The sequence below is a fragment of the Paraburkholderia dipogonis genome (assembly GCF_046027395.1).
GTDB lineage: Bacteria > Pseudomonadota > Gammaproteobacteria > Burkholderiales > Burkholderiaceae > Paraburkholderia > Paraburkholderia dipogonis_A.
The window spans coordinates 114,967-134,813 of the sequence record NZ_JAQQEG010000024.1 but is presented as its reverse complement, the minus strand read 5'-3'; the positions used below and the strand labels follow the sequence as shown (position 1 = coordinate 134,813).

The following is a 19,847-nucleotide window of genomic DNA, read 5'->3' as shown; positions in this document are numbered from 1 at the left end:
CTGATGAATCACATCGCGCCGTCTTCCAGGCGCTTGTTCACGTTTCGTCATTTAGCTAATATACGAAACGTTATCGACTCATGGCTCCGTTCCACGCGCCACTTCATGACAGACGAACTCACCCGCATCAACGCGCTCGCCAACGCCAGCAGGCTCGCCGTCATGCGCTGGCTGAAAGAGCCGACGCGGCATTTCCCGTATCAGGATCACGCCGATATCGAAACGGTCGGCGTGTGCTGCACGTTCATCACCGACAAGCTCGGCATCGCGCCCGCCACCACCACGCGTCACATGCGTATCCTCGCCGATGCGGGACTCGTGCGCGCGCAGCGAATCGGCAAATTCACCTATTACAAGCGCATCGACGCCGAGTTGCAGAAGCTCGGCCGCGACCTCGCCAATCTCTAGGCACGCGGTCTTCTTCGCGCAACCGCACCGTTATTTTCTCGATACTTCAGGGAGCCACATGGACGAACTTGCACTCGCCGCCGACGCCGACCAGCGCGCGCACGCTTACCTTGCCGGCATCGGCAAGCGCCGGGTGTTTCCGGACGCAGCCGCGCTAGCGCAACTCGCCGCCTTCGACGAAGCCTTCCCGCAACACGGCCACGCGCCCGCCGACGTGCTACGTCTGCTCGACGAAAGCGGAACGCCTGGCACGGTCGCGTCGAACGATCCGCGTTACTACGGCTTCGTGATCGGCGCGGTGCTGCCGGCCGCCGCGGCGGCCGAGCGTCTGATGGGCGCGTGGGACCAGTGCGCGTCGACCTTCGACAACTCGCCGGTCGCGGCCACGCTGGAGAAAATCGCGGCGCGCTGGGTGCTCGACGCGCTCGATCTGCCGCGCGAAGCGGCGATCGGCTTCGGCACCAGCGCGACGGCGTGCACGCTCGTTTGCATCGCGGCCGCGCGGCGCGCGCTGCTCGCGCGCAAGGGCTGGGATTTCGACAACGACGGCCTGGACGGCGCGCCGCCGGTGCGCGTCGTGATCTCCGAGATGGCCCACATCACGGTGAAGAAGGCGTTGCGCGTGCTCGGCTTCGGCATGAAGCGCGTGATCAGCGCACCCGTGGATGAGCATGGCCGCATCGACCCCGCGCAGTTGCCGCCGCTCGACGACATGACGATCTTCTGCGTGCAAGCGGGCGAAGTGAACACCGGCGAATTCGATCCGTTCGCGGAGCTGATTCCGCGCGCCAAGGCGGCCGGCGCGTGGGTTCATGTGGACGGCGCATTCGGCCTGTGGGCGCGGGCGTCGTCGAAACGGGCACTGACCGATGGCATCGACGGCGCCGACAGTTGGACCACCGACGGCCACAAGTGGCTCAACACGCCCTACGACGGCGCCATGGCGATCTGCCGCGACGCGCGGGCGCTCTCGGCGGCGATGAACAGCGACGCGGTCTATCTGACCGGTGCGCATGATTCGCAGAAGAACGTGAACCTCGAGTTCTCGCGTCGCGCGCGCGGCATTCCGATCTGGGCGGCGCTACGTTCGCTCGGGCGAAGCGGCGTGCAGGAGATGGTCAACCGGCATTGCGCGCAGGCTTCACGGATCGCCGAAGGTTTGCGTGCCGCTGGGTTCGAGGTGCTGAACCGCGTCGTGCTGAACCAGGTGCTGGTGCGCGCAACGACCGATGCGGAGACGGTCGCGATTCGCGAAGCGGCGCAGGCGTCGGGTGAGACATGGTTCGGCCAGACAGTCTGGCAGGGCCGACCGGCGTTTCGCATCAGTGTGTCGTCGTGGCGCACGGAGGATACGCACATCGATCAGTTGGTGGCGCTGCTCGCAAGACTGCTCGCCGAACAGAGCGACTGACCAGCGCGACGAAGACACGCGTGGCGATCATTTAGCGGCACCGCGCGTGCGACTGCTGATCAAGCGCCGCGGGTGAACGGCAGCGGCGCACACAAAAAAGCGGCTCCTGCTTGTTGGTGCAGGAACCGCTGCTCTTCATGCCCCGCGAAGCCCGCAGGCGGATATCACTCCGCCGCGTACGTCTTCTGCGTTTGCTCGCCCAGACCTTCGATACCCAGACGGATCGTCTGACCCGGCTTCAGGAACACCGGATTCGGCTTCACGCCCATGCCGACGCCCGGCGGCGTGCCGGTCGAAATCACGTCGCCCGGTTGCAGGCTCATGCACTGCGACACGTACGACACCAGCTTCGCGACGCCGAACACCATTGTCTTCGTGCTGCCGTTCTGATAACGATGGCCGTCCACTTCGAGCCACAGGCTCAGGTTCTGCGGATCGGCGACTTCATCGCGCGTGACCACCCACGGACCGATCGGGCCGAACGTGTCGAAGCCCTTGCCCTTGTCCCACGTGCCGCCGCGTTCGATCTGCCATTCGCGTTCCGACACGTCGTTAATCACGCAATATCCGGCGACGTAGTCGAGCGCGTTGGCTTCGTCGATATATTTCGCCGGCTTGCCGATCACCACGCCGAGTTCGACTTCCCAGTCGCACTTCTTCGAGCCGCGCGGAATTTCGACGTCGTCGTTCGGACCGCTGATCGCGCTCGTCCACTTGTTGAAGATGACCGGCTCGGCGGGCACCGGCAGATTCGATTCGGCCGCGTGATCCGCGTAGTTCAAGCCGATGCAGATGAACTTGCCGATCTTGCCGACGCACGGACCCATGCGCGGATTGCCTTCGACCAGCGGCAGCGAGGCCGGATCGAGCGCGCGCAGTTTGGCGAGACCTTCGTCGGTCAGCACGGCGCCGTCGATATCGGCGACCACTTTCGACAGATCACGAATCTTGCCTTGCGCGTCGAGCAAGCCCGGCTTTTCCTGGCCCTTCGGCCCATAACGAAGCAGTTTCATCCTGGCACTTCCTTTCAGTGGTGTTCGGTTCGTGGTTCAGCTTGAGTCCGCGTGGGTCGGCGTGCGTCAGTTCGACCAGCCGCCGTCGATCACATGCGCATGGCCCGTGGTAAACGACGATTCGTCGGACCCGAGATACAGCGCCAACGCGGCGATCTCTTCCGGCTTGCCGATGCGGCCCATCGGCTGACGCGCGACAAAGGCGGCCTGCACGGCGTCCAGCGTCGCGCCCTGCGCCTGAGCCTGCGCGACGATCCGCTGTTCGAGCGACGGCGAAGCCACCGTGCCCGGGCAGATCGCGTTACAGCGTACACCACGCGTGATGAAGTCCGCAGCAACGGACTTGGTCAAGCCGATCACGGCGGCCTTGGAGGCACTGTACGCAAAGCGGTTCGGCACGCCCTTCACGCTCGACGCCGCCGACGACATGTTGATGATCGACCCGCCGCCGTTGTCCAGCATGGCGGGCAGGAACGCGCGAATCATGCGGTACATCGCCTTCGCGTTCAGATCGAAGGCGAAGTCCCAGTCTTCTTCGCTGCACTCGAGAATATTGCCCGCGTGCACGAAGCCCGCGCAGTTGAACAGCACATCGACCGCGCCGAGCTCGGCGGCCAGCGCCTTGATCGCCACGTCGTCGCGCACGTCGAGCTTGCGCGCCTCGACCGGCTTGCCGGCGAGTCCATCGATGCGGATATCCGTGGCGATCACACGCGCGCCTTCGCGTGCGAAGAGTTCGGCGGTGGCGAGTCCGATGCCTTGTCCTGCCGCCGTGATCAGGGCCGTCTTGCCGGCCAGTCTTTGTGTCATCTACGACTCCAGTTGAATGGGCTGTTGCTTGTCTCTTCCAGAAATCACAATCGATAAAACGCGGCGGCATTGCCGCCGAAAACCGCTTCGCGCTCGCCCTCACTCAAGGACGTAAGCAAGGTGTTCGCCACCGAATGCCAGAGCAGATAGTCGCCGTTCAGATCGAGCACCGGCCAGTCGCTGCCCCACATCAAACGCGCCGGACCGAATGATTTCAGCAGATGATCGACATACGGGTGCAGCGTTTCCTCGCTCCAGCCGGGCGATGCCTCGGTGACGAGGCCCGACAGTTTGCAATGCACATGCGGCAGTTGCGCGAGCCGCGTGATCGCGGCGGCCCAGCTTGGATAGCCCGCGCGTCCATAGCGGATGGGCGGCTTCGCCCCATGATCGACGACGATGCGCAGCGCCGGAAAGCGCGTCGCGAACGTTTCAAAAGGCTCGACATGGCGCGCGTAAATCAGCGCGTCGAACGCGAGGTCGTGCGCGATCAGCGCTTCGATCGCCGGCGCGAGATCGGGGTTCGCGATCCATGTGTCGTCCGGCAAATCCTGCAGCATCGGCCGCACGCCCTTGAACTTCGGCTCATGCGCGAGCGCGTCGATCACCTCCGGCGCCGTGGGCAGCAACAACGGCACCCAGCCGACCACGCCCGCAATCGACGGCTCATGGCGCGCTATGTCCAGCAAATAACGCGTTTCGTCGATGGTCGGCGCCGCCTGCACCACCACCGTCCGTTCGATGCCCACGCGTTCGCGCAATGGCTTGAGATCCTCCGGGCCAAACGTCCGGTACAGGATTTTCAGCTCCGGCGTGAGCCACTCGTAATCGCCACGAGCGGGATCCCAGTAGTGCTGGTGGGCATCGATAGGCATCGTCAATTCAATCCTCTGGCGCGGGTGCGCGGCTGTCGAGCAAGCCTTCGTCACGCAACGCGGACCACAACGCCGCGGGGATCGGCTTCTCGAACGATGCGGCGTTCTCGCGCAATTCGTCGGCACTGCGCGCGCCGGTCAACACGGTGGCGACCGCCGGATGCGCATACGGAAACTGCAAGGCGGCGGCCGCCAGCGGCACACCGTGCGCACGGCACACCGCTTCCAGCCGCGCGACGCGCTCGATCACTTCGGGGGGCGCCTCGCCGTAGTTAAATTTCAGATCGCCTTCGACGCCGCGCGCCAGAATGCCCGAGTTGAACGCGCCGCCTAACAGGATGCTGACGCCGCGTTTTTCACAGGCTGGCAACAGGTCGTCGAGCGTAGTCTGTTCGAGGAGCGTATAACGGCCCGCGAGCAACGCGCAATCGATATCGAACTCGGCCATCGCGTCGAGTATGACCGCGCCCTCATTGACGCCGAGTCCGACGGCCTTGACCGCGCCAGAAGAGCGCAACGCGTCCAGCGCGCGAAAACCGCCGCCTTCGGTCAGTTGCCGCCAGTAATGCGGATGGTTGTCGCCGTGCGTGACACAGCCGATATCGTGCACCAGCAGAATGTCGATTTCGACGATGCCGAGGCGCTGCTGGCTGTCTTCGAACGACCGCAGAATGCCATCGTGCGTGTAGTCGTAAATCGCTTCGAACGGGAGCGGGTTTTGCCAGCCTTCCTTGTCGTCGAAAGGCGTGGTGCGCGGCACGAAACGGCGGCCGACTTTGGTGGACAGCAGATAGTCGCCGCGCGGATAGCGCCGCAAGGCGTCGCCCAGACGATGCTCGGCCTTCGTGTTGCCGTAATGCGGCGCGGTGTCGAAATAGCGCACGCCGGCGTCCCATGCGGCGGCGATAGTGGCGTGAGCTTCTTCATCGGTCAGATCGCGGTAGAGGCCGCCCAAGGGCGCCGTGCCGAGTCCCAATCCGGTCACCTGCAACGGCCCGCGGCCGATGCGGCGCCGTTGCCCGATCTTCGATCCGATCGTTGCGGTCATTGAACGCGTCTCCAGTGTCGATCGGAGTTAGCGCTTTGGCTATCGACCAGAGTTGACGCTTCAGCGCTTACTCTGGTCCCATGCAAAGCACTGAGTCCGATTCCATGCGTGTTTTACCATGCGTGAGCGAGATTTGCCCACGGCGTCTATGGACTGCCTGTTGCCGGGACCGCGAGTGAGCCGCTTAGTGCGGCTCGATCGCCACAACCCGATGCTGCGCTGCGGCGCCCGACGGCAAGCAAGCCGGCCCAACCGGTTCGAACGTCTTGTAGGTCAGGATAAATTCCTGATGACCAAGCGTCTCCGACTTCGACGCCGTGCCGCGCGATACTGCCACCGTCTGCTCGAACACTTCGCGGCCCACTTCGTCGAGCGTGCCGCGGCCCTCCAGGATCCGGCCTGCATCGACATCCATGTCGCCGGAGAGATTGCGATACGTCGCGGGATTCGCGCACACCTTGATCACTGGCGAAATCGCCGAGCCCACCACCGAGCCGCGCCCGGTCGTGAACAGAATCACATGCGCGCCGCACGCAATCAGCTCGCCGATCTCCGCGTTATCGCTGATGTTCGGAAAGCCGAAGCGCGGCTCGCCGTCCGGCACCACGTCGAGCAGATACAGGCCGCCGGTCGGCGGAATATCGCCGGGTTTGATGATGCCGACAATCGGCGACGCCCCGCTTTTCGCATATGCACCCAGTGATTTTTCTTCCTGCGTGGTGAGGCCGCCGTCCGCGTTGCCGACCGCAAAACTGCCGTGGCCGAGAATCGAGTAATAGCGCGCCGCCTTCGCGACGCAGGCCACGATCTCATCGCCGAGCGCCGGCCGCGCCGCGCGCGTCTTCATATGGAATTCGCAGCCCACCAGTTCGCCGGTTTCTTCGAAGATGCACGTCGCGCCCGCGTCGATCAGATGATCGAACGCGCGGCCCACCGCCGGATTCGCCGTGATGCCGCTGGTGCCGTCCGAGCCGCCGCAGATCGTGCCGATCACCAGTTCGCTCAGCGCCATCGGCACTTTCTGCTGGGCGGCGAGTTGCTTGCGCGCATCGCGAATCCAGTCGACGCCATATTGAATCGTGCTGCGTGTGCCGCCCTTTTCCTGAATCGTCAGCACTTCGACGGGACGGCCGCTCGCGCGCACCACGTCCACCAGGTAGTGCTTGTTCATGCTCTCGCAACCGAGCGACACGAACAGCACCGCGCCCACGTTGGGATGCGTGGTGAGCCGTTCGAGCATTTTTTCCGCGTAGCCGTTCGGATAGCAGCCCGGAAAGCCGATCAGATGCACGGGCGGCTCGCGTTCGGCGGACGGATCGTCGAACGCATCGAGCGGTTCGCGAAACTGCGTGACGATCTCGCGCGCGACGTGATGCGCGCACTCGACCAGATACGCCACCGCGACCACATTGCGGATGCCCTTACGGCCGTCGCGGCGTAGATAGCCTTGCAACGTGGGCTGCTGCGATGCGGCAGAGGGAGATGCTACGGCAATGTCAGTCATGATCGTTCCAGCGCGGCGCGAGGCCACGTCATTGTGCTCACATCAGTGATGGACGAATTCGTGGCCCGCGTCGTGGGTGTACGTCGGCAGGTAATCGCTTTCGAGATTGTGCGTGTGCAGATGCGCACCGCGTGCCACCGCTTCTGTCACGTGACCGATCACTGCGCCGTAGCGCAGCACCTTGTCGTCTTTCGCGAGTTCATGGCGCGCCACCTTGTGACCGAGTTCGATGGTTTTAGTGAGCGTCACGCGCTCGCCTTCGATCTCGATCTGCGTGCCTGCGTCCAGACGCGCCGCCGCGATCAGGCAATTGTCGGCGGGGCTGAGCAGGATCAGGCGTGGGTCCGTTTGGTCCGTTTGCGATGGGCGGCTGGTCAAATGAGTTCTCCGAGGTGCGTGCGCATCAGTTCTGGCCTTCGCCGCTAGCGAGGCGCGCCACCATCAGCGAGCCCAGGATGATCGCGCCGTAGATCGCCTGAATCCAGAAAGACGGCACCTGGGCGAGCGTCAGCAGGTTCTGCACGACGCCGAGCAGCAGCACGCCGGTGAGCGCGCCGAACATGGTGCCCTTGCCGCCGTCGAGCGAAATACCGCCGATCACCGCCGCCGCGAACACCGTGAAGATCATGCCGTTGCCCTGGTTCGCGTTGATCGCGCCGACATAGCCGGTCACGATCAAACCGCCCACCGAGGCAAGTATGCTCCCGAGCACGAATACGCCCCACGTGATGCGCTCCACGCGAATCCCCGCCGCGCGCGCCGCTTCCGGATTGCCGCCGATGGCGTACAACGCGCGGCCCAGCCGGTGATAGCGCAACATAAAGGCCGCGATCGCGAACGCCACCGCCGCGAGCCACACGGACAAAGGCAGGCCGAGCACGATGGTGGTGGCGAGCGCGAAGAAGGACGGCGGCATGTCGAACAGCGTGCCGCCCTTGGTCGCGCCGACCAGCATGCCGCGCAGCACGATCAGCATGGCCAGCGTGACGATGAACGCATTGAGCCGCAAGCGCACCACGAGGAAGCCGTTGATCAAACCGATCACCGCGCCCACCACCACGATGGCGAGCAAGCCGGCCGCCGCCGGCCATTGCATGCCGAAGCCCGCGGACGCTGCCGGCATCACCAGCATCGCGCCCACGGCGGGCGCGATGCCGACCGTCGATTCGAGCGACAGGTCGAACTTGCCGGTCAGTACGATCAGCGATTCGGCAAGCACGACGAGCGCCAACGCCGCCGACGCGCCCAGCACGCTGATGAGATTGGCCTTGGTCAGAAAGCTCGGGCTGACAAATGCGCCGATCACGATCAACAAAGCCAGCGCGGGCAACAATGCCAGTTCGCGCAGGCGCGCGAGTTCGGAGCGCGCGCGTTTGCCACGTGACGCCTGCGCGGCCAACGGCGGCTGAGCCGGGGTTTGCGCGGTGCCGAATGCTGGACTGGGCACACTATTCTTCATGGAGACTGACTCCTTCAACGGATGCGATCAGGTCGTGGTCCTGCCAACCCGCGGGAAATTCGGCCGCGACACGGCCACGGAACATGACCAGCACGCGGTCACAGGTGCGCAGATCGTCGAGTTCGCCGGACACGACCAGCACGGCCTTACCTTCTTCGCGCACGCGATCCACGACGGAGAGCAACGCTTCCTTCGATTTCACGTCGACGCCCGCGGTGGGATCGATCAGCACGAGCACATCGGGGTTGGTGGCGAGCGCGCGGGCCATCACCACCTTCTGCTGATTGCCGCCGGACAGACCCGACACGACATGCTCCGGACCTTGCGCGACGATGCCGAGCGCGTCGATCATCTTCTGGCCGAAGGCGTTCTTCTTCGCGGGCGGCGCGATGCCGAATCTGCCGAGCAAACGGGCGATCGTCATCGATGCGTTTTCCGCCACCGATTGCGTGAGCACCAGACCTTCGTGATGGCGATCCTTCGGCACACAGCCGATGCCGTGCGCGAGCGCCGCGGGCACATCGCCGGGTGGCAAGGTTGCGCCGTTCACGCTGACCGTGCCGCGTTTGGCGGCACGCAGGCCGGCAATCGCTTCGGCCACGCTCGTGCGGCCGCTGCTCGTCGCGCCGGTCAAGCCAACGACTTCGCCGCGCTTGACGGTGAATGACACGCCTACGTAATCGGCGCCGGCCAGTTCTTTGATTTCCAGCGCGATCGCCGTATCGGCGGGCAACGCGACGCGCGCCGCCGCATCAGCGACGGCGAGACCGCCGCGTTCGCCGGTCATCGCTTCGATCAACTGCTCGCGTGGCAACGCGGAAACCGGCGCGCTGACGATATGCCGCGCGTCGCGCAGCACCGTCACGGCCTGGCAGATTTCATAGACTTCCTGAAGATGATGCGAGATGAAGAGGAACGTCACGCCCTCGCGCTGCAACTCGCTGATGCGGCGAAACAGACGCTTGATCTCGTCGCCGTCGAGCTGCGCGGTCGGTTCGTCGAGAATGATGAAGCGCGCGCCGTACGACAGCGCGCGCGCAATCTCCACCAGTTGCCGCGCTTCCACCGACAGGTCGCCGGCGCGGGCATCTTCGCGCACGTCGATCTTCCAGTGATCGAGCAACGCGCGCGCGTCGCGCCGCATGGCTTGCCAATCGATCACGCCGCCGCGCAACGGCTGGCGATTGATGAACAGATTCTCCGCGACGCTCAGATCGCGGATGATCGTCGAGTGCTGGTAGACGCACGCCACACGCTCGCGCCACGCGTCGCGATCCGCGATCGATGGCGCAGCCGCGCCGCTGAAACGCACCTCGCCGGTGTCGGGCTTGCGCAAGCCGGTGAGGATCGACACCAGCGTCGATTTGCCCGCGCCGTTGCGCCCGACGAGCGCATGCGACTCGCCGGGCATGACGCGAATGCTCACGTCTTTCAGCGCGGCCGTCGAGCCGAAGCGTTTGGTGACCTCAAGCGCTTCGACGACGGGCACGGAGGACGTGAGTTCGCTCATTTGACCGCTCATTTAACGGTATTGCCCCACAAGGCTTTGTCGTCGACGTTCGATTTCGTCACGAGCGGTGCGGGCAATTGGTCTTCCAGAATACCTGGCGCCAACTGGATGATGTTGCTGCCGTGATCGGTCGGGCCCGGCTTGAAGGTCTGACCTGCCAATGCCGCCTTGATATAGAACAGTCCGTATTTCGCGTACGAATCGGCGGGCTGCGACACGGTCGCGTCGATGTCGCCGCGGCGGATCGCGTCGAACTCTTGAGGAATGCCGTCGTTGCTGACGATCACGACGTGTTTGGCATCGCCGGCGGGAAACAGCATCTGCTTGCGCCGCAAGGTTTGCAGCGTCGGCGACAGATACACGCCGCCTGCCTGCATGTAGATGCCCTTCACGTCAGGATTCGCGGTCAGCAGACTGTCGAGCGCAGTGGCCGCGACGTCACCCTTCCAGGCTGCGGGAATTTCCAATACCGACACGCCGGGATAACCCTTCATGCAGGTGCGGAACGCTTCGGAGCGATCGCGTCCGTTGACCGATGCCAGGTCGCCCATGATCTGCACGACCTTGCCCGACTTCACGTGATCGCCGATGTACTTGCACGCCTTCTCGCCATACGCGTGATTGTCGGCGCGCACCACCATCGCGACCTTGCCTTGCGTCGGCGCGACGTCCACGGCGACTACCGGCACATTCCTCGCCGCGGCGGCGTCGAGCGCACGGCTGATCGCGGCCGAATCCAGCGGGCCGACCACGATGCCCTTCGCACCGAGGTTCAGCAGGTTGTTCATGTCCGTGATCTGCTGGACGGGATCGCCATTCGAATTGACCGGCGCGAGGATGTCGAGGCCGCTCTCCTTCGCATATTTGGGCAGATAGTTGTTGTACGACTGCCAGAACGGCGACGTCAGCAGCGGCAGGCCGAGGCCGATCTTGCCGGTGTCGGCGGCTTGCGCGGCGCCCGTCATGGCGAGGCCGGCGAGGCACGCAGCGGCTGCTGTGACGGAGAGCGAAGTGCGGAACAAACGGCGGGCCGTGAGCGGCCCTTTCGCGAACGACATGGTTGTCTCCAGATATGCGTTGTGGGAACTGCGTGAACCGGCTCTGAGGCCGGCACTTCGTCCTGCGCTTTCTTATTCGAGTCTTGTCGAGTATTGGCGGCGTTCATTCACCAATGAACGTATTATTCATATATGGACTTTTCGAAGTCAAGGAATATACACTGCACCGACCGTCCGTGTTTTCCCTGGACGTGCTCCATCTCCGCGAGATTCGTCCCGCACGTACACTCACGCGCCACATAATGAGAACAGCCCAAGGAACCTCCCTCACGATGGACGCAGACGACAAAGACGACGCCGATCGCTACCGCGCCCCGGCGCTCGACAAAGGCCTCGACATCCTCGAACTGCTCGCCGAGCAGAAGGAAGGACTCACGCGTGCCGAAATCACCAAGCTGCTGGGACGCAATGCGAGCGAGATGTATCGCATGCTCGAACGGCTGGTCGCGCGTCAGTACGTGGTGCGCTCGGCGGCGGGAGACCGTTATTCGCTCAGCCTCAAGCTGTACGCGCTCGCGCACCGTCATCCGCCGATGAACCGTCTGATCTCCGAGGCGCTGCCGCTCATGCAGCGCTTTGCCGATGCTGCCGAACAATCGTGTCACCTCGTGGTGTACGACCGCGGCAATCTGCTGGTGATCGCCCAGGTGGACGGTCCGGGTACGTGGGGCATGTCGGTGCGGCTCGGCTCGCGCGTCGGCCTGATCGATACGGGTTCGGGTCGCGTGATGCTGGCGTTTCAAAGCATCGAGCAGCGCGAACAGATGCTGGCCGAACACACCAAGGTGAAGGGCGAGGTCACGATCGATCGCGCCGCGCTCGAGCAGGCTTGCGAGCGGATTCGCGCGGTGGGTTTTTCGCAGAAGGACAGCCAGCAGACGTTCGGCGTGACCGACGTCACGTTTCCGATCCAGGGCCCGTCCGGCCAGGCGATCGCGGTGCTCACCTGTCCGTACTTGCGGCGTATCGACGAATACGTCGCGCCGACGCTGGAAGCCGCCACCGCACTCCTGCGCGAGACGGTCCAGGCGTTGTCGATGTTTCACGAGAACGCCGCCTAGCACGCCATGCCGGCGAGTGAACCCGCGCGGCGGCTCTTCGAAAATCGGCCGCTCGCGCACATGGTTTAGAATGGCGACCCTCTCAAAAATCACGCCGCATGGGTTCGCTCATGCGCGCTCATCGATAAGCAATGGCGAAACTTCTGACCGATTCCGAATTCCAGCGTTTTTCCGAACTCCAGCAGAAGCAGTCGAGCTTCACGATCACGCCTGAAGAAGCCGACGAACTGCGCGACATCGTCGCTCATGCGCAGAAGCGTCGCGACGATCGCGCCGCGGCGATGCAAAGCATCGAGACGTTCATTCAGCAATTCGACATCAGCCCGGACGAACTGTTTTCGCCGGAGCAGATCGGCGAGGCCGCGCGCACGTACGGCCTGATTCCGGCTGCGAAGAAAGAGCGCGTGCTGCCGCCGCAATTCACGTTCAACGGCAAGCCGTATCAGTGGACGACGCGTGCGCTGCCGGACGATATTCGCGTGCCGCTGTTCGATGCGTTCAAGGCGGGTGAATCGGTGAAGTCGTTTATCGCGACGCCGAAGGATGCGGGTCGTTGTGCGGCGACGATCGCGCGGCTGGAGCGCGAGACCGGAGCGGTTTACGGGGATGCGTGGCTGGACGAGTTGGCGGTGACGCGCACGCAAGTCGACGAGGCTGCTGCGAAGCTGGCGGCCTGAGGTCGCTCGCGCCCTTCTGGCTTCTTGTGGCGTGAGGGCTTCGGCGCTTCTCGCCGCCTCGATCACCGCCTCGACCGGCCTTGGCCCGCTGTGCCGACGGCGCGGCGGCGATCGGTCCCATTTAGCACGGCGAGCGCTTTTCATGTTTCCCGCGGCGTGAGGCATTCGGCGCCTCTTGCCGTTTCGATCGCCGCCTCGACTGCCTTGGGCTGCGTCGTTACCCACTGTGCCGACGAGCGCCGCTGATCTGCGCAACTCAGCGCTTTGAGCATTCCGCCTAAGCGCTTGCCTCTGTCGCTTCATCCAGCGCCATTCTGAACCCGACCACGCCCGGATCCTCCGTCCGCGTAATCGTGAAACCGCTGGCTTTGGCGAGCCCGATCATCGGGGTATTTTCGCGCAGCGCCTCGCCGACCAGCCAATGGATGCCGCGCACCCGCGCGTATTTGATGATCCGGTCCATCAGCAAGTGGCCGAGGCGCCGGCCTTTCTGATCCGAGCGCACCGCCACCGCGAATTCCGCCGTTTCGTTATCGGGATCGGCAACCGCGCGCACCACGCCCAGCGTCCGCGTGAAGCCTTCTTCGCTTTGTACGGTGGCGATCAGCGCCATTTCGCGGTCGTAGTCGATCTGCGTCATACGCGCGAGCTGCGAGTGGTCGAAGCTGCCCACCGCGCCGAAAAACCGTAGGCGCAAATCTTCGGGCGTCATCGCTTCGACGAAGTCGTGATGCGCGGCCTCGTCTTCCGGACGGATCGGCCGCACCGTCACCCGCGCACCTTGCCAATCCAGCGTTTCTTCGAAGCGGCGCGGGTACGGCACGATGGCGAGGCGGCTGCGCGTCGCCGCAATTTTCAGCGTGGGGTCGACGACCGCCACGCGATCGCGGTACACCCTGAGCGTCAGCGTGAGACCGACGAGTTCCTTGACGTCGCACACGGCTTGCGAGAGCGCCGTCAGTGCGGCCAGCGCCGGCTCCGGCGCAACCAGCCGCGAGTACGGCGAACGCGTGACGATGTCGCGCGCGAGCATCGGGTTGAGCGGCGGCAAACCATAGACGCGCAGCGGCTCGGACACGCCATCGGCCGATGGCGCCGTGAAGCGGAAGACGGGGCCGAAGTTGTCGTCGTCGTGGAGTTCGACGGCGATGTCGACGACGGGTTGGGTCGACGAATCCGCTTCCACCCGCAACCCGAACCGCCCCAGAAACCGCGCCGCCGCTTCGCCGGTTAGTTCGCGCTCACCTGCGGCTAGCGCCGCACGCGCCTGAGCCTGAGCTGCGTCGATGCATTCGGGAATTTGCGCCGGCAAACCCTCCGGCGTCTGCATCAACAGTTCGCGGCCCATCCGGTAATCGACCAGCCGTGCGAAGGCGCGCGCGAGGCGCTGCGGCGTCGTATGAACCGGGATGCCCTGTGCATGCAGCGCGTCGCGCGTGGCGGCATCCAGGCCGCCGAAGAAGCACGCGAGCAAGCCGCGGTACGCGAAACGCTGATTCGCGATCAAGGCCTGCGCCACCTCGCCAACGGGCGCGCCATGCGTCGACGCGTGGACCACGAAGGCCGTGCCGGTGCTGCGATGCTCCGCGAGCAGTTTGAGGGCAGTGCCGAAATGCTCAGGGCGCGCGTCGTCGCCGAGTTGCAGCGGATTGCCGCCGACCGCGTACGGCAAGGTCTGCTTCAAGGCATCCGACGCTTCCTCCGGCCACGCCGCGAGCGTATCGCCGGCCGCGACAAAGGCGTCGCAGGCGAGCGTGGCCAGGCCGCGGTCGCTTGTAATCAGCGTGGCCGTGGCTCCCGCCGCCACGCGGCCCACGCCGAGCGTCTCGATCTCGTCGAGCAGATCGTCGAGCGAATCGACGCGCACCATGCCCGCGCGACGGAACGCGGCGGTGTACAGCGCGTCGGCAGGATCGGCGCGGCCCGAGCGTAACGCCAGTACCGGCTTGTTGCGCGCCGCCGCGCGGGCCGCCGACATGAACTTGCGCGCCGCCCGCACGCTATCCAGTTCGAGCAGGATAGCGCGCGTGCCGGGGTCGCTGGCCAGGTAGTCGAGCACGTCGCCCGCGTCCACGTCCGCTTCGCCGCCGAGGGCCACGGCGTGCGAGAAGCCGAGGCCGCGCGCGTGCGCCCAGCCAAGTACGGCATTGGTCAGCGCATTCGACTGCGACACCCACGCGACGCCGCCTGCCTTCACCGTGCACGACGGCGCGCCCAGATGCGCGCGCAGCGCCGGCGACACCACGCCGAGACTGCCCGGCCCGACGATCCGCAGCAGATTCGGCCGCGCCGCCGAGAGCGCGTGCCGCAGCGCGAGCCGGTCCTCATCGCAACGCACCTCGCCGACGATAATCGCCGCGCGCGTACCCAGGCCACCGAGCTTGTGGATGATGCCCGGCCACGTCGCCGGCGGCGTGCAGATCAGCGCGACCGTGGGCGCTTCCGGCAAATCGCCCGGATCGCTGAACACGGCGTGGCCGCCGAGCGTTTCGTACTTCGGATTGACCGGCCAGAGCGGGCCGTCGAAGCCCCCTTCCAGCACGCGCGCCCACACCATCGCGCCGGTGCTGCCGGGCCGCTCGGACGCGCCGATCACGGCGACGGATTTGGGTCGAAACAAGGCGTCGAGATTGCGAACGGTCACGGGCACTCCGAAGACGGGGGAAAGCAAGCCGGCTCGGCGGCCGGGCGCGCGTCTTCGTCAGCATAGGCGAAGTTGAGCGCTCGCGCGGCGCTTCTCCTCAAGCGCCGGGCAGGCATCCGGCCGCGGTCGACGGCTCAGGGCGCACAGCGGATATTTCTTATCGAGATCAAGCAAAACGACGGGCGCCAATGCGACAATCTTCAGACCGCCACGCTGGCGGTATGCCTTGAAAAATCGCTGGCCCGATGGCGGTTCGGATCGCGCGCGCAGGAGACAAACGCGCGGCCGGCGACGCAGCGCAACCAGAGTCCGCAGTCCGACCATTTGCCGGCCAGATCGCGCACGATTAAAAGTAACAGAAGGTGATTTATGCGGCGCTTGCCATCGCTGATCGCGTTGCGCTTCTTCGAAGAGACTGCCCGTCACATGAGCTTCAACCGCGCGGCCATTGCACTGTGCGTGACCCAAGGCGCCGTGAGCCGGCAAATCAAGCTGCTCGAAGAATCGCTCGGCGCGAAACTGTTCGAGCGCGACCACAAAGGCATCCGTCTGACGCAGGCGGGCCTGCAATTGCTGCCATGCCTGTCAGAAGCCTTCGACACGATCGAGCGCGGCTTTCGTCAAATCACGGCCGCCAAAGGGCGGAGGCGTCTCGTGCTCGCTCTGCCGCCCACTTTCGCCACTCAATGGTTTTCGCCGCGGCTAGGTTCGCTCGCGGTGGAATTGCCCGACGTCGAACTGTCCGTTCGCACTGAGGCGCACGGCGACGTTCACTGCCAGATTCGCTTCGGCCGCCAGGCACTGGCAGACGCGCACTCCGAATTGCTGATGATGGAGCGCCATGTGCTCGTCGGCGCCCCGCGTCTGCTCGGCCAACCGCTCGACGCGCTGCTCGAACGCATGCCGGCGCTGCATGTGCTGCACAACGACGCTCGGCTCGAGTTATGGCCGAACTGGCTGGCGAAGGCCGGCATGCCCGCGCGTTACGCGAACAACGGCATCGAGTTCTCAACGCTCGAGCAGGCGATTCGCGCGGCGAGTAAAGGCGCGGGGCTGGCGATCGTCGACCGGAACATGATTGTCGAGGAACTGGCGGACAGCAGTCTTGCGCAGTTTTCCGATGTCGAGGTGAGCGGGCCGTTCGGATACTGGCTCGATATTCCCCAGCGGCATGTTGGGCTCGAACATGTGCAGGCGCTGGCCGGGTGGATGCGGGAAGAGGTGTTAAAGCTCGATCCGCGCTGATGAATCGCCGGTAGTCGTCGTGCCGTTAACGCAAAAGGCCCCGTTTTTGGCGGGGCCTTTCGGTTTGCGCTGCTTTACCCGGCACTCACGTACCGGCGCGGCGGATTTACATCGCCTTCTTGAACGGCGCGCCCGAATGCTCGCGCAATTCGTTGAACACGATCTTCGGCCACGCCTTCTGCGCGACTTCAATCTCCGACACGTGCGAGGCCAGATACGTCGGTGCGTCCGACGCGTCGAGTGCGATCCGCGCCGCGTACGAATCGGTGAAGCGACGCAGTTCGGCTGGATCATCGCAGGTCACCCAGCGCGACATGCGGTAACGCGCCGGCGCCATACGCACGTCGACCTTATATTCCGTCGACAAACGGTGCGACACCACTTCGAACTGCAGTTGCCCGACCGCGCCGAGAATCATCAAACCGCCCACTTCCGGACGGAACACCTGAATCGCGCCCTCTTCGCCGAGTTGCTTGAGTGCCTCGCCGAGCTGCTTGGCGCGCATCGGATCGACCACTTCCACCGTCTGGAAAATTTCCGGCGCGAAAAACGGCAGGCCGACGAATTGCAGCTGTTCGCCTTCGGTCAGCGTATCGCCGAGACTCAGCGTGCCATGATTCGGAATACCGATGATGTCGCCCGGATACGCCTCACTCACCGTCTCACGACGCTGCGACAGGAACGTCACCACGTTGTTCGCACGGAACGTCTTATTGGTGCGCGTCACCTTCACGGCCATGCCGCGTTCGAAATGCCCCGAGCACACGCGGATGAACGCCACGCGGTCGCGGTGCGCCAGATCCATGTTCGCCTGCACTTTGAACACGACCCCGGTGAACTTCGGCTCGTCCGGCATGACCGGACGCTGCACGGTCATGCGCATGGAGGGCGGCGGCGCCAGATCGACCAGCGCGTCGAGAATTTCCTTCACGCCGAAGTTGTTGATCGCCGAGCCGAACAGCACTGGCGATTGCTGACCGGCGAGGAACTGCTCGCGATCGAAATCCGGCGACGCGCCGGTGATCAGATCGATCTCTTCCTTCGCCTTGACCCAGGCATGACCGAAGCGGCGTTCGCCTTCTTCGTCGCTGAGCGCTTGCAGCGTTTCGACCTCGCCGCCCGCCTTATCCTGCCCGGCGCGGAACAGGCGCACCTGATCGCGCTGGATGTCGTAGACGCCCTGGAAGTCCTTGCCCATGCCGATCGGCCATGTGAACGGCACGGCGGCGACGCCCAGGTGCTGCTCGATTTCGTCGAGCAGTTCGAGCGGCTCGCGCACTTCGCGGTCGAGCTTGTTGATGAAGGTGACGATCGGCGTCTTGCGGCTGCGGCAGACCTCGAGCAGCTTGAGCGTTTGCGCTTCGACGCCGTTCGCGCCGTCGATCACCATGACGGCGGCGTCGACCGCCGTCAGCACGCGGTACGTATCTTCAGAGAAGTCTTCGTGGCCCGGCGTGTCGAGCAGATTGATGACGGCGTCGCCGTACTCGAACTGCATCACCGAGCTCGCCACCGAAATGCCCCGCTGCTTTTCGATCTCCATCCAATCGGACGTCGCGTAGCGGTTGCTCTTGCGGCCCTTCACGGTACCGGCGATCTGGATCGCGCCCGAGAACAGCAGCAGCTTTTCCGTGAGCGTGGTCTTACCCGCGTCCGGGTGGGAAATGACCGCGAACGTGCGGCGGCGTTTGAGTTCGGAAACTGACATCGGGTCTGGCGGTCACGGATAGGGGTTCGGGCGATTCCCAGCGGCTTGTGGCCACCGGTGTGCCACGTCATGCGCGGCGGCGTCGAGCTGCGGGAATTGGGCCGATGACCCGCATCACAGTGGCAACCCAGCCGCGTCGGAAACAGGTCACGAACGAGCGTTCGACAATACGGGAATCGCCACAGCAGAACAGCGCAGGGAACGAATGATACACGTCATGGGCGCAAGACGGTTTGAAGGCGCTGCGACGAGGTGCGACGGGCGGCCGACCAGTCCCGGCATAAGGGCGATCGGGCAGATCCCTTGTCTTCCGAAAACGTGCCTTCCGGCAATAGCAGCGGGCCGCAACCGGCACGCAGATCGATCCCCCGCGAGACCAAGGAGGGACGCGAGATTTACACCTACTGATAACTCATCGTAAAGATGGCGGTCGCCCGAACCGTTCCGGCAACTACAGGCGCAACCCCCAGCCGATAGTATCGTGAGAAAAACTGAAACGACATATTGCCTGTCGTGCTCGACGTAAGCGGAAGAGCAGCATCCAGTGTAATCGGCGCCTGCGACGCGTCCAGCAATTGCACACCGATGCCCGTTGCAGAGCCCGCGTTCGCCAGAACTGACGCGACGCCTGAATTGCCGGACGTCGAACTAAATGTCACTGAGACCTTAACGCCGGACTGGCAGTTGAGACCCAGAGAAAACGGTGTCTTGGCGGCGACTGAGCCGGCAGTCGGAAACATTGCCGGGCTTATCGTCGCGAGAGGAATTGTCTGGTTAGCGCTTGCGGACGTCACCGAGCAGGTGACGCCTCGCACGGGCGTGTTGTTCGCGACGGACAGCGTGCTAGCGCCGTTGTTGAGCGGATACCCGGTGTTTAGCACACCGCTGTTATAGGACGCGCCCGTAATTGATCCGCCAGTGACAGAACCCGTTTTGACAAGCTCAAACGTTCCTGAAACATTAAAGCTCCCGTCGCTGCCGGTGGTTCCGAGTTGGGAATCGGTAGAGCATGCACTCGTTCCCACCATCGGTTTGCCGTTAGCGTCGCGCATCCGCATGCCAACCCCCGCGACGTTCGTTGGATAAACACCCGTCATGCCGGACACCGCTGTCCCGCTCCCTGGGCAAGAAACTATCGGTTTGTTGAAAAGCGAACTCAGGGAACACTTTCCGATGACGGTGAATTTCTGAACCGTCCCTGGAATCACATCGCCAACGGCAGTCGAATCGGAGACGGCCACCGAGCCATACGTGAATATCACTGGCAGACCCGTCGTGGTCGGGCACTCCGCATACGCGTGTACAGACCAGCCAACCGCCAACGCCAATACGACAAGAACGTGCGCCAACCAGCGCGGAGCAAGCATCTGTTTACGCATCATGTCCACCTTTAGAGTTCTTGAACGAATCCGGTCA

General features: G+C 64.3%; 17 protein-coding genes. 5 read left to right on the top strand and 12 right to left on the bottom strand.

Annotated features, from left to right (window positions below; all coding sequences use genetic code 11):
* The first annotated feature begins 105 nt into the window (after positions 1-105).
* On the top strand, positions 106-408 hold the full coding sequence (locus tag PQR32_RS24710) for an ArsR/SmtB family transcription factor (protein ID WP_106281679.1): 303 nt from the start codon (positions 106-108) through the stop codon (positions 406-408).
* A 58-nt stretch (positions 409-466) separates the two neighbouring features.
* On the top strand, positions 467-1,819 hold the full coding sequence (locus tag PQR32_RS24705; protein ID WP_408232886.1) for a pyridoxal phosphate-dependent decarboxylase family protein: 1,353 nt from the start codon (positions 467-469) through the stop codon (positions 1,817-1,819).
* Between the two features lie 164 nt (positions 1,820-1,983).
* Here the strand turns inward: PQR32_RS24705 and PQR32_RS24700 are convergent, their stop codons facing one another.
* The 9 genes from PQR32_RS24700 to PQR32_RS24660 form a co-directional block, all read right to left on the bottom strand.
* Complete coding sequence (locus tag PQR32_RS24700) at positions 1,984-2,832, bottom strand: ureidoglycolate lyase (protein WP_408232883.1); 849 nt, start codon at positions 2,830-2,832, stop codon at positions 1,984-1,986.
* Positions 2,833-2,898: 66 nt separating this feature from the next.
* Positions 2,899-3,642: an SDR family oxidoreductase gene (locus PQR32_RS24695; protein WP_408232880.1), complete on the bottom strand. Its 744-nt coding sequence runs from the start codon at positions 3,640-3,642 to the stop codon at positions 2,899-2,901.
* 44 nt (positions 3,643-3,686) lie between these two features.
* Positions 3,687-4,517 (bottom strand): amidohydrolase family protein, encoded by an 831-nt coding sequence (locus PQR32_RS24690; protein WP_408232877.1) that lies wholly within the window; start codon positions 4,515-4,517, stop codon positions 3,687-3,689.
* 7 nt (positions 4,518-4,524) lie between these two features.
* Positions 4,525-5,565, bottom strand: a complete 1,041-nt coding sequence (locus PQR32_RS24685) for an aldo/keto reductase (protein WP_408232874.1) — start codon at positions 5,563-5,565, stop codon at positions 4,525-4,527.
* Between the two features lie 184 nt (positions 5,566-5,749).
* Positions 5,750-7,069 (bottom strand): UxaA family hydrolase, encoded by a 1,320-nt coding sequence (locus PQR32_RS24680; protein ID WP_408232871.1) that lies wholly within the window; start codon positions 7,067-7,069, stop codon positions 5,750-5,752.
* A gap of 42 nt (positions 7,070-7,111) precedes the next feature.
* Positions 7,112-7,447, bottom strand: coding sequence for a UxaA family hydrolase (locus PQR32_RS24675; RefSeq protein WP_408232868.1), 336 nt, complete (start codon positions 7,445-7,447; stop codon positions 7,112-7,114).
* Between the two features lie 25 nt (positions 7,448-7,472).
* A complete protein-coding gene (locus PQR32_RS24670) occupies positions 7,473-8,528 on the bottom strand; it encodes an ABC transporter permease (RefSeq protein ID WP_408232865.1) in 1,056 nt (351 codons plus the stop codon).
* Positions 8,518-10,038, bottom strand: a complete 1,521-nt coding sequence (locus PQR32_RS24665) for a sugar ABC transporter ATP-binding protein (RefSeq protein WP_408232862.1) — start codon at positions 10,036-10,038, stop codon at positions 8,518-8,520. Before PQR32_RS24665 ends, PQR32_RS24670 begins: the two co-directional genes overlap by 11 nt.
* 8 nt (positions 10,039-10,046) lie before the next feature.
* Positions 10,047-11,003: a sugar ABC transporter substrate-binding protein gene (locus PQR32_RS24660; RefSeq protein ID WP_408232913.1), complete on the bottom strand. Its 957-nt coding sequence runs from the start codon at positions 11,001-11,003 to the stop codon at positions 10,047-10,049.
* 365 nt (positions 11,004-11,368) lie between these two features.
* Between PQR32_RS24660 and PQR32_RS24655 the strand changes: the two genes are divergently transcribed.
* Both PQR32_RS24655 and PQR32_RS24650 read left to right on the top strand, forming a co-directional pair.
* The gene (locus PQR32_RS24655; RefSeq protein ID WP_408232859.1) at positions 11,369-12,157 is read left to right on the top strand and encodes an IclR family transcriptional regulator; all 789 of its coding nucleotides are present in this window, start codon (positions 11,369-11,371) and stop codon (positions 12,155-12,157) included.
* 131 nt (positions 12,158-12,288) lie between these two features.
* Positions 12,289-12,834, top strand: coding sequence for a hypothetical protein (locus PQR32_RS24650; protein WP_408232856.1), 546 nt, complete (start codon positions 12,289-12,291; stop codon positions 12,832-12,834).
* 277 nt (positions 12,835-13,111) lie between these two features.
* Here PQR32_RS24650 and PQR32_RS24645 read toward each other — a convergent pair whose 3' ends face one another.
* On the bottom strand, positions 13,112-15,478 hold the full coding sequence (locus PQR32_RS24645; RefSeq protein ID WP_408232853.1) for a bifunctional acetate--CoA ligase family protein/GNAT family N-acetyltransferase: 2,367 nt from the start codon (positions 15,476-15,478) through the stop codon (positions 13,112-13,114).
* Between the two features lie 369 nt (positions 15,479-15,847).
* Here PQR32_RS24645 and PQR32_RS24640 point away from each other — a divergent pair, with 369 nt between their 5' ends.
* Entirely contained in the window at positions 15,848-16,723 is an 876-nt protein-coding gene (locus PQR32_RS24640) for a LysR family transcriptional regulator (protein WP_408232850.1), read from the top strand.
* 106 nt (positions 16,724-16,829) lie between these two features.
* On the opposite strand, the gene PQR32_RS24635 is transcribed toward PQR32_RS24640, so the two are convergent.
* Positions 16,830-18,431 (bottom strand): peptide chain release factor 3, encoded by a 1,602-nt coding sequence (locus tag PQR32_RS24635; protein WP_408232847.1) that lies wholly within the window; start codon positions 18,429-18,431, stop codon positions 16,830-16,832.
* Between the two features lie 401 nt (positions 18,432-18,832).
* Positions 18,833-19,813, bottom strand: a complete 981-nt coding sequence (locus PQR32_RS24630; RefSeq protein ID WP_408232844.1) for a fimbrial protein — start codon at positions 19,811-19,813, stop codon at positions 18,833-18,835.
* Positions 19,814-19,847: the final 34 nt, after the last annotated feature.

Excerpts from the sequence above, each read along its gene's own strand:
- PQR32_RS24710 (WP_106281679.1), top strand. The coding sequence starts at position 106 with ATGACAGACGAACTCACCCGCATCAACGCGCTCGCCAACGCCAGCAGG.
- PQR32_RS24705 (WP_408232886.1), top strand. The coding sequence starts at position 467 with ATGGACGAACTTGCACTCGCCGCCGACGCCGACCAGCGCGCGCACGCT.
- PQR32_RS24700 (WP_408232883.1), bottom strand. The coding sequence starts at position 2,832 with ATGAAACTGCTTCGTTATGGGCCGAAGGGCCAGGAAAAGCCGGGCTTG.
- PQR32_RS24695 (WP_408232880.1), bottom strand. The coding sequence starts at position 3,642 with ATGACACAAAGACTGGCCGGCAAGACGGCCCTGATCACGGCGGCAGGA.
- PQR32_RS24690 (WP_408232877.1), bottom strand. The coding sequence starts at position 4,517 with ATGCCTATCGATGCCCACCAGCACTACTGGGATCCCGCTCGTGGCGAT.
- PQR32_RS24685 (WP_408232874.1), bottom strand. The coding sequence starts at position 5,565 with ATGACCGCAACGATCGGATCGAAGATCGGGCAACGGCGCCGCATCGGC.
- PQR32_RS24680 (WP_408232871.1), bottom strand. The coding sequence starts at position 7,069 with ATGACTGACATTGCCGTAGCATCTCCCTCTGCCGCATCGCAGCAGCCC.
- PQR32_RS24670 (WP_408232865.1), bottom strand. The coding sequence starts at position 8,528 with ATGAAGAATAGTGTGCCCAGTCCAGCATTCGGCACCGCGCAAACCCCG.
- PQR32_RS24665 (WP_408232862.1), bottom strand. The coding sequence starts at position 10,038 with ATGAGCGAACTCACGTCCTCCGTGCCCGTCGTCGAAGCGCTTGAGGTC.
- PQR32_RS24660 (WP_408232913.1), bottom strand. The coding sequence starts at position 11,003 with ATGACGGGCGCCGCGCAAGCCGCCGACACCGGCAAGATCGGCCTCGGC.
- PQR32_RS24655 (WP_408232859.1), top strand. The coding sequence starts at position 11,369 with ATGGACGCAGACGACAAAGACGACGCCGATCGCTACCGCGCCCCGGCG.
- PQR32_RS24650 (WP_408232856.1), top strand. The coding sequence starts at position 12,289 with ATGGCGAAACTTCTGACCGATTCCGAATTCCAGCGTTTTTCCGAACTC.
- PQR32_RS24640 (WP_408232850.1), top strand. The coding sequence starts at position 15,848 with ATGCGGCGCTTGCCATCGCTGATCGCGTTGCGCTTCTTCGAAGAGACT.
- PQR32_RS24635 (WP_408232847.1), bottom strand. The coding sequence starts at position 18,431 with ATGTCAGTTTCCGAACTCAAACGCCGCCGCACGTTCGCGGTCATTTCC.
- PQR32_RS24630 (WP_408232844.1), bottom strand. The coding sequence starts at position 19,813 with ATGATGCGTAAACAGATGCTTGCTCCGCGCTGGTTGGCGCACGTTCTT.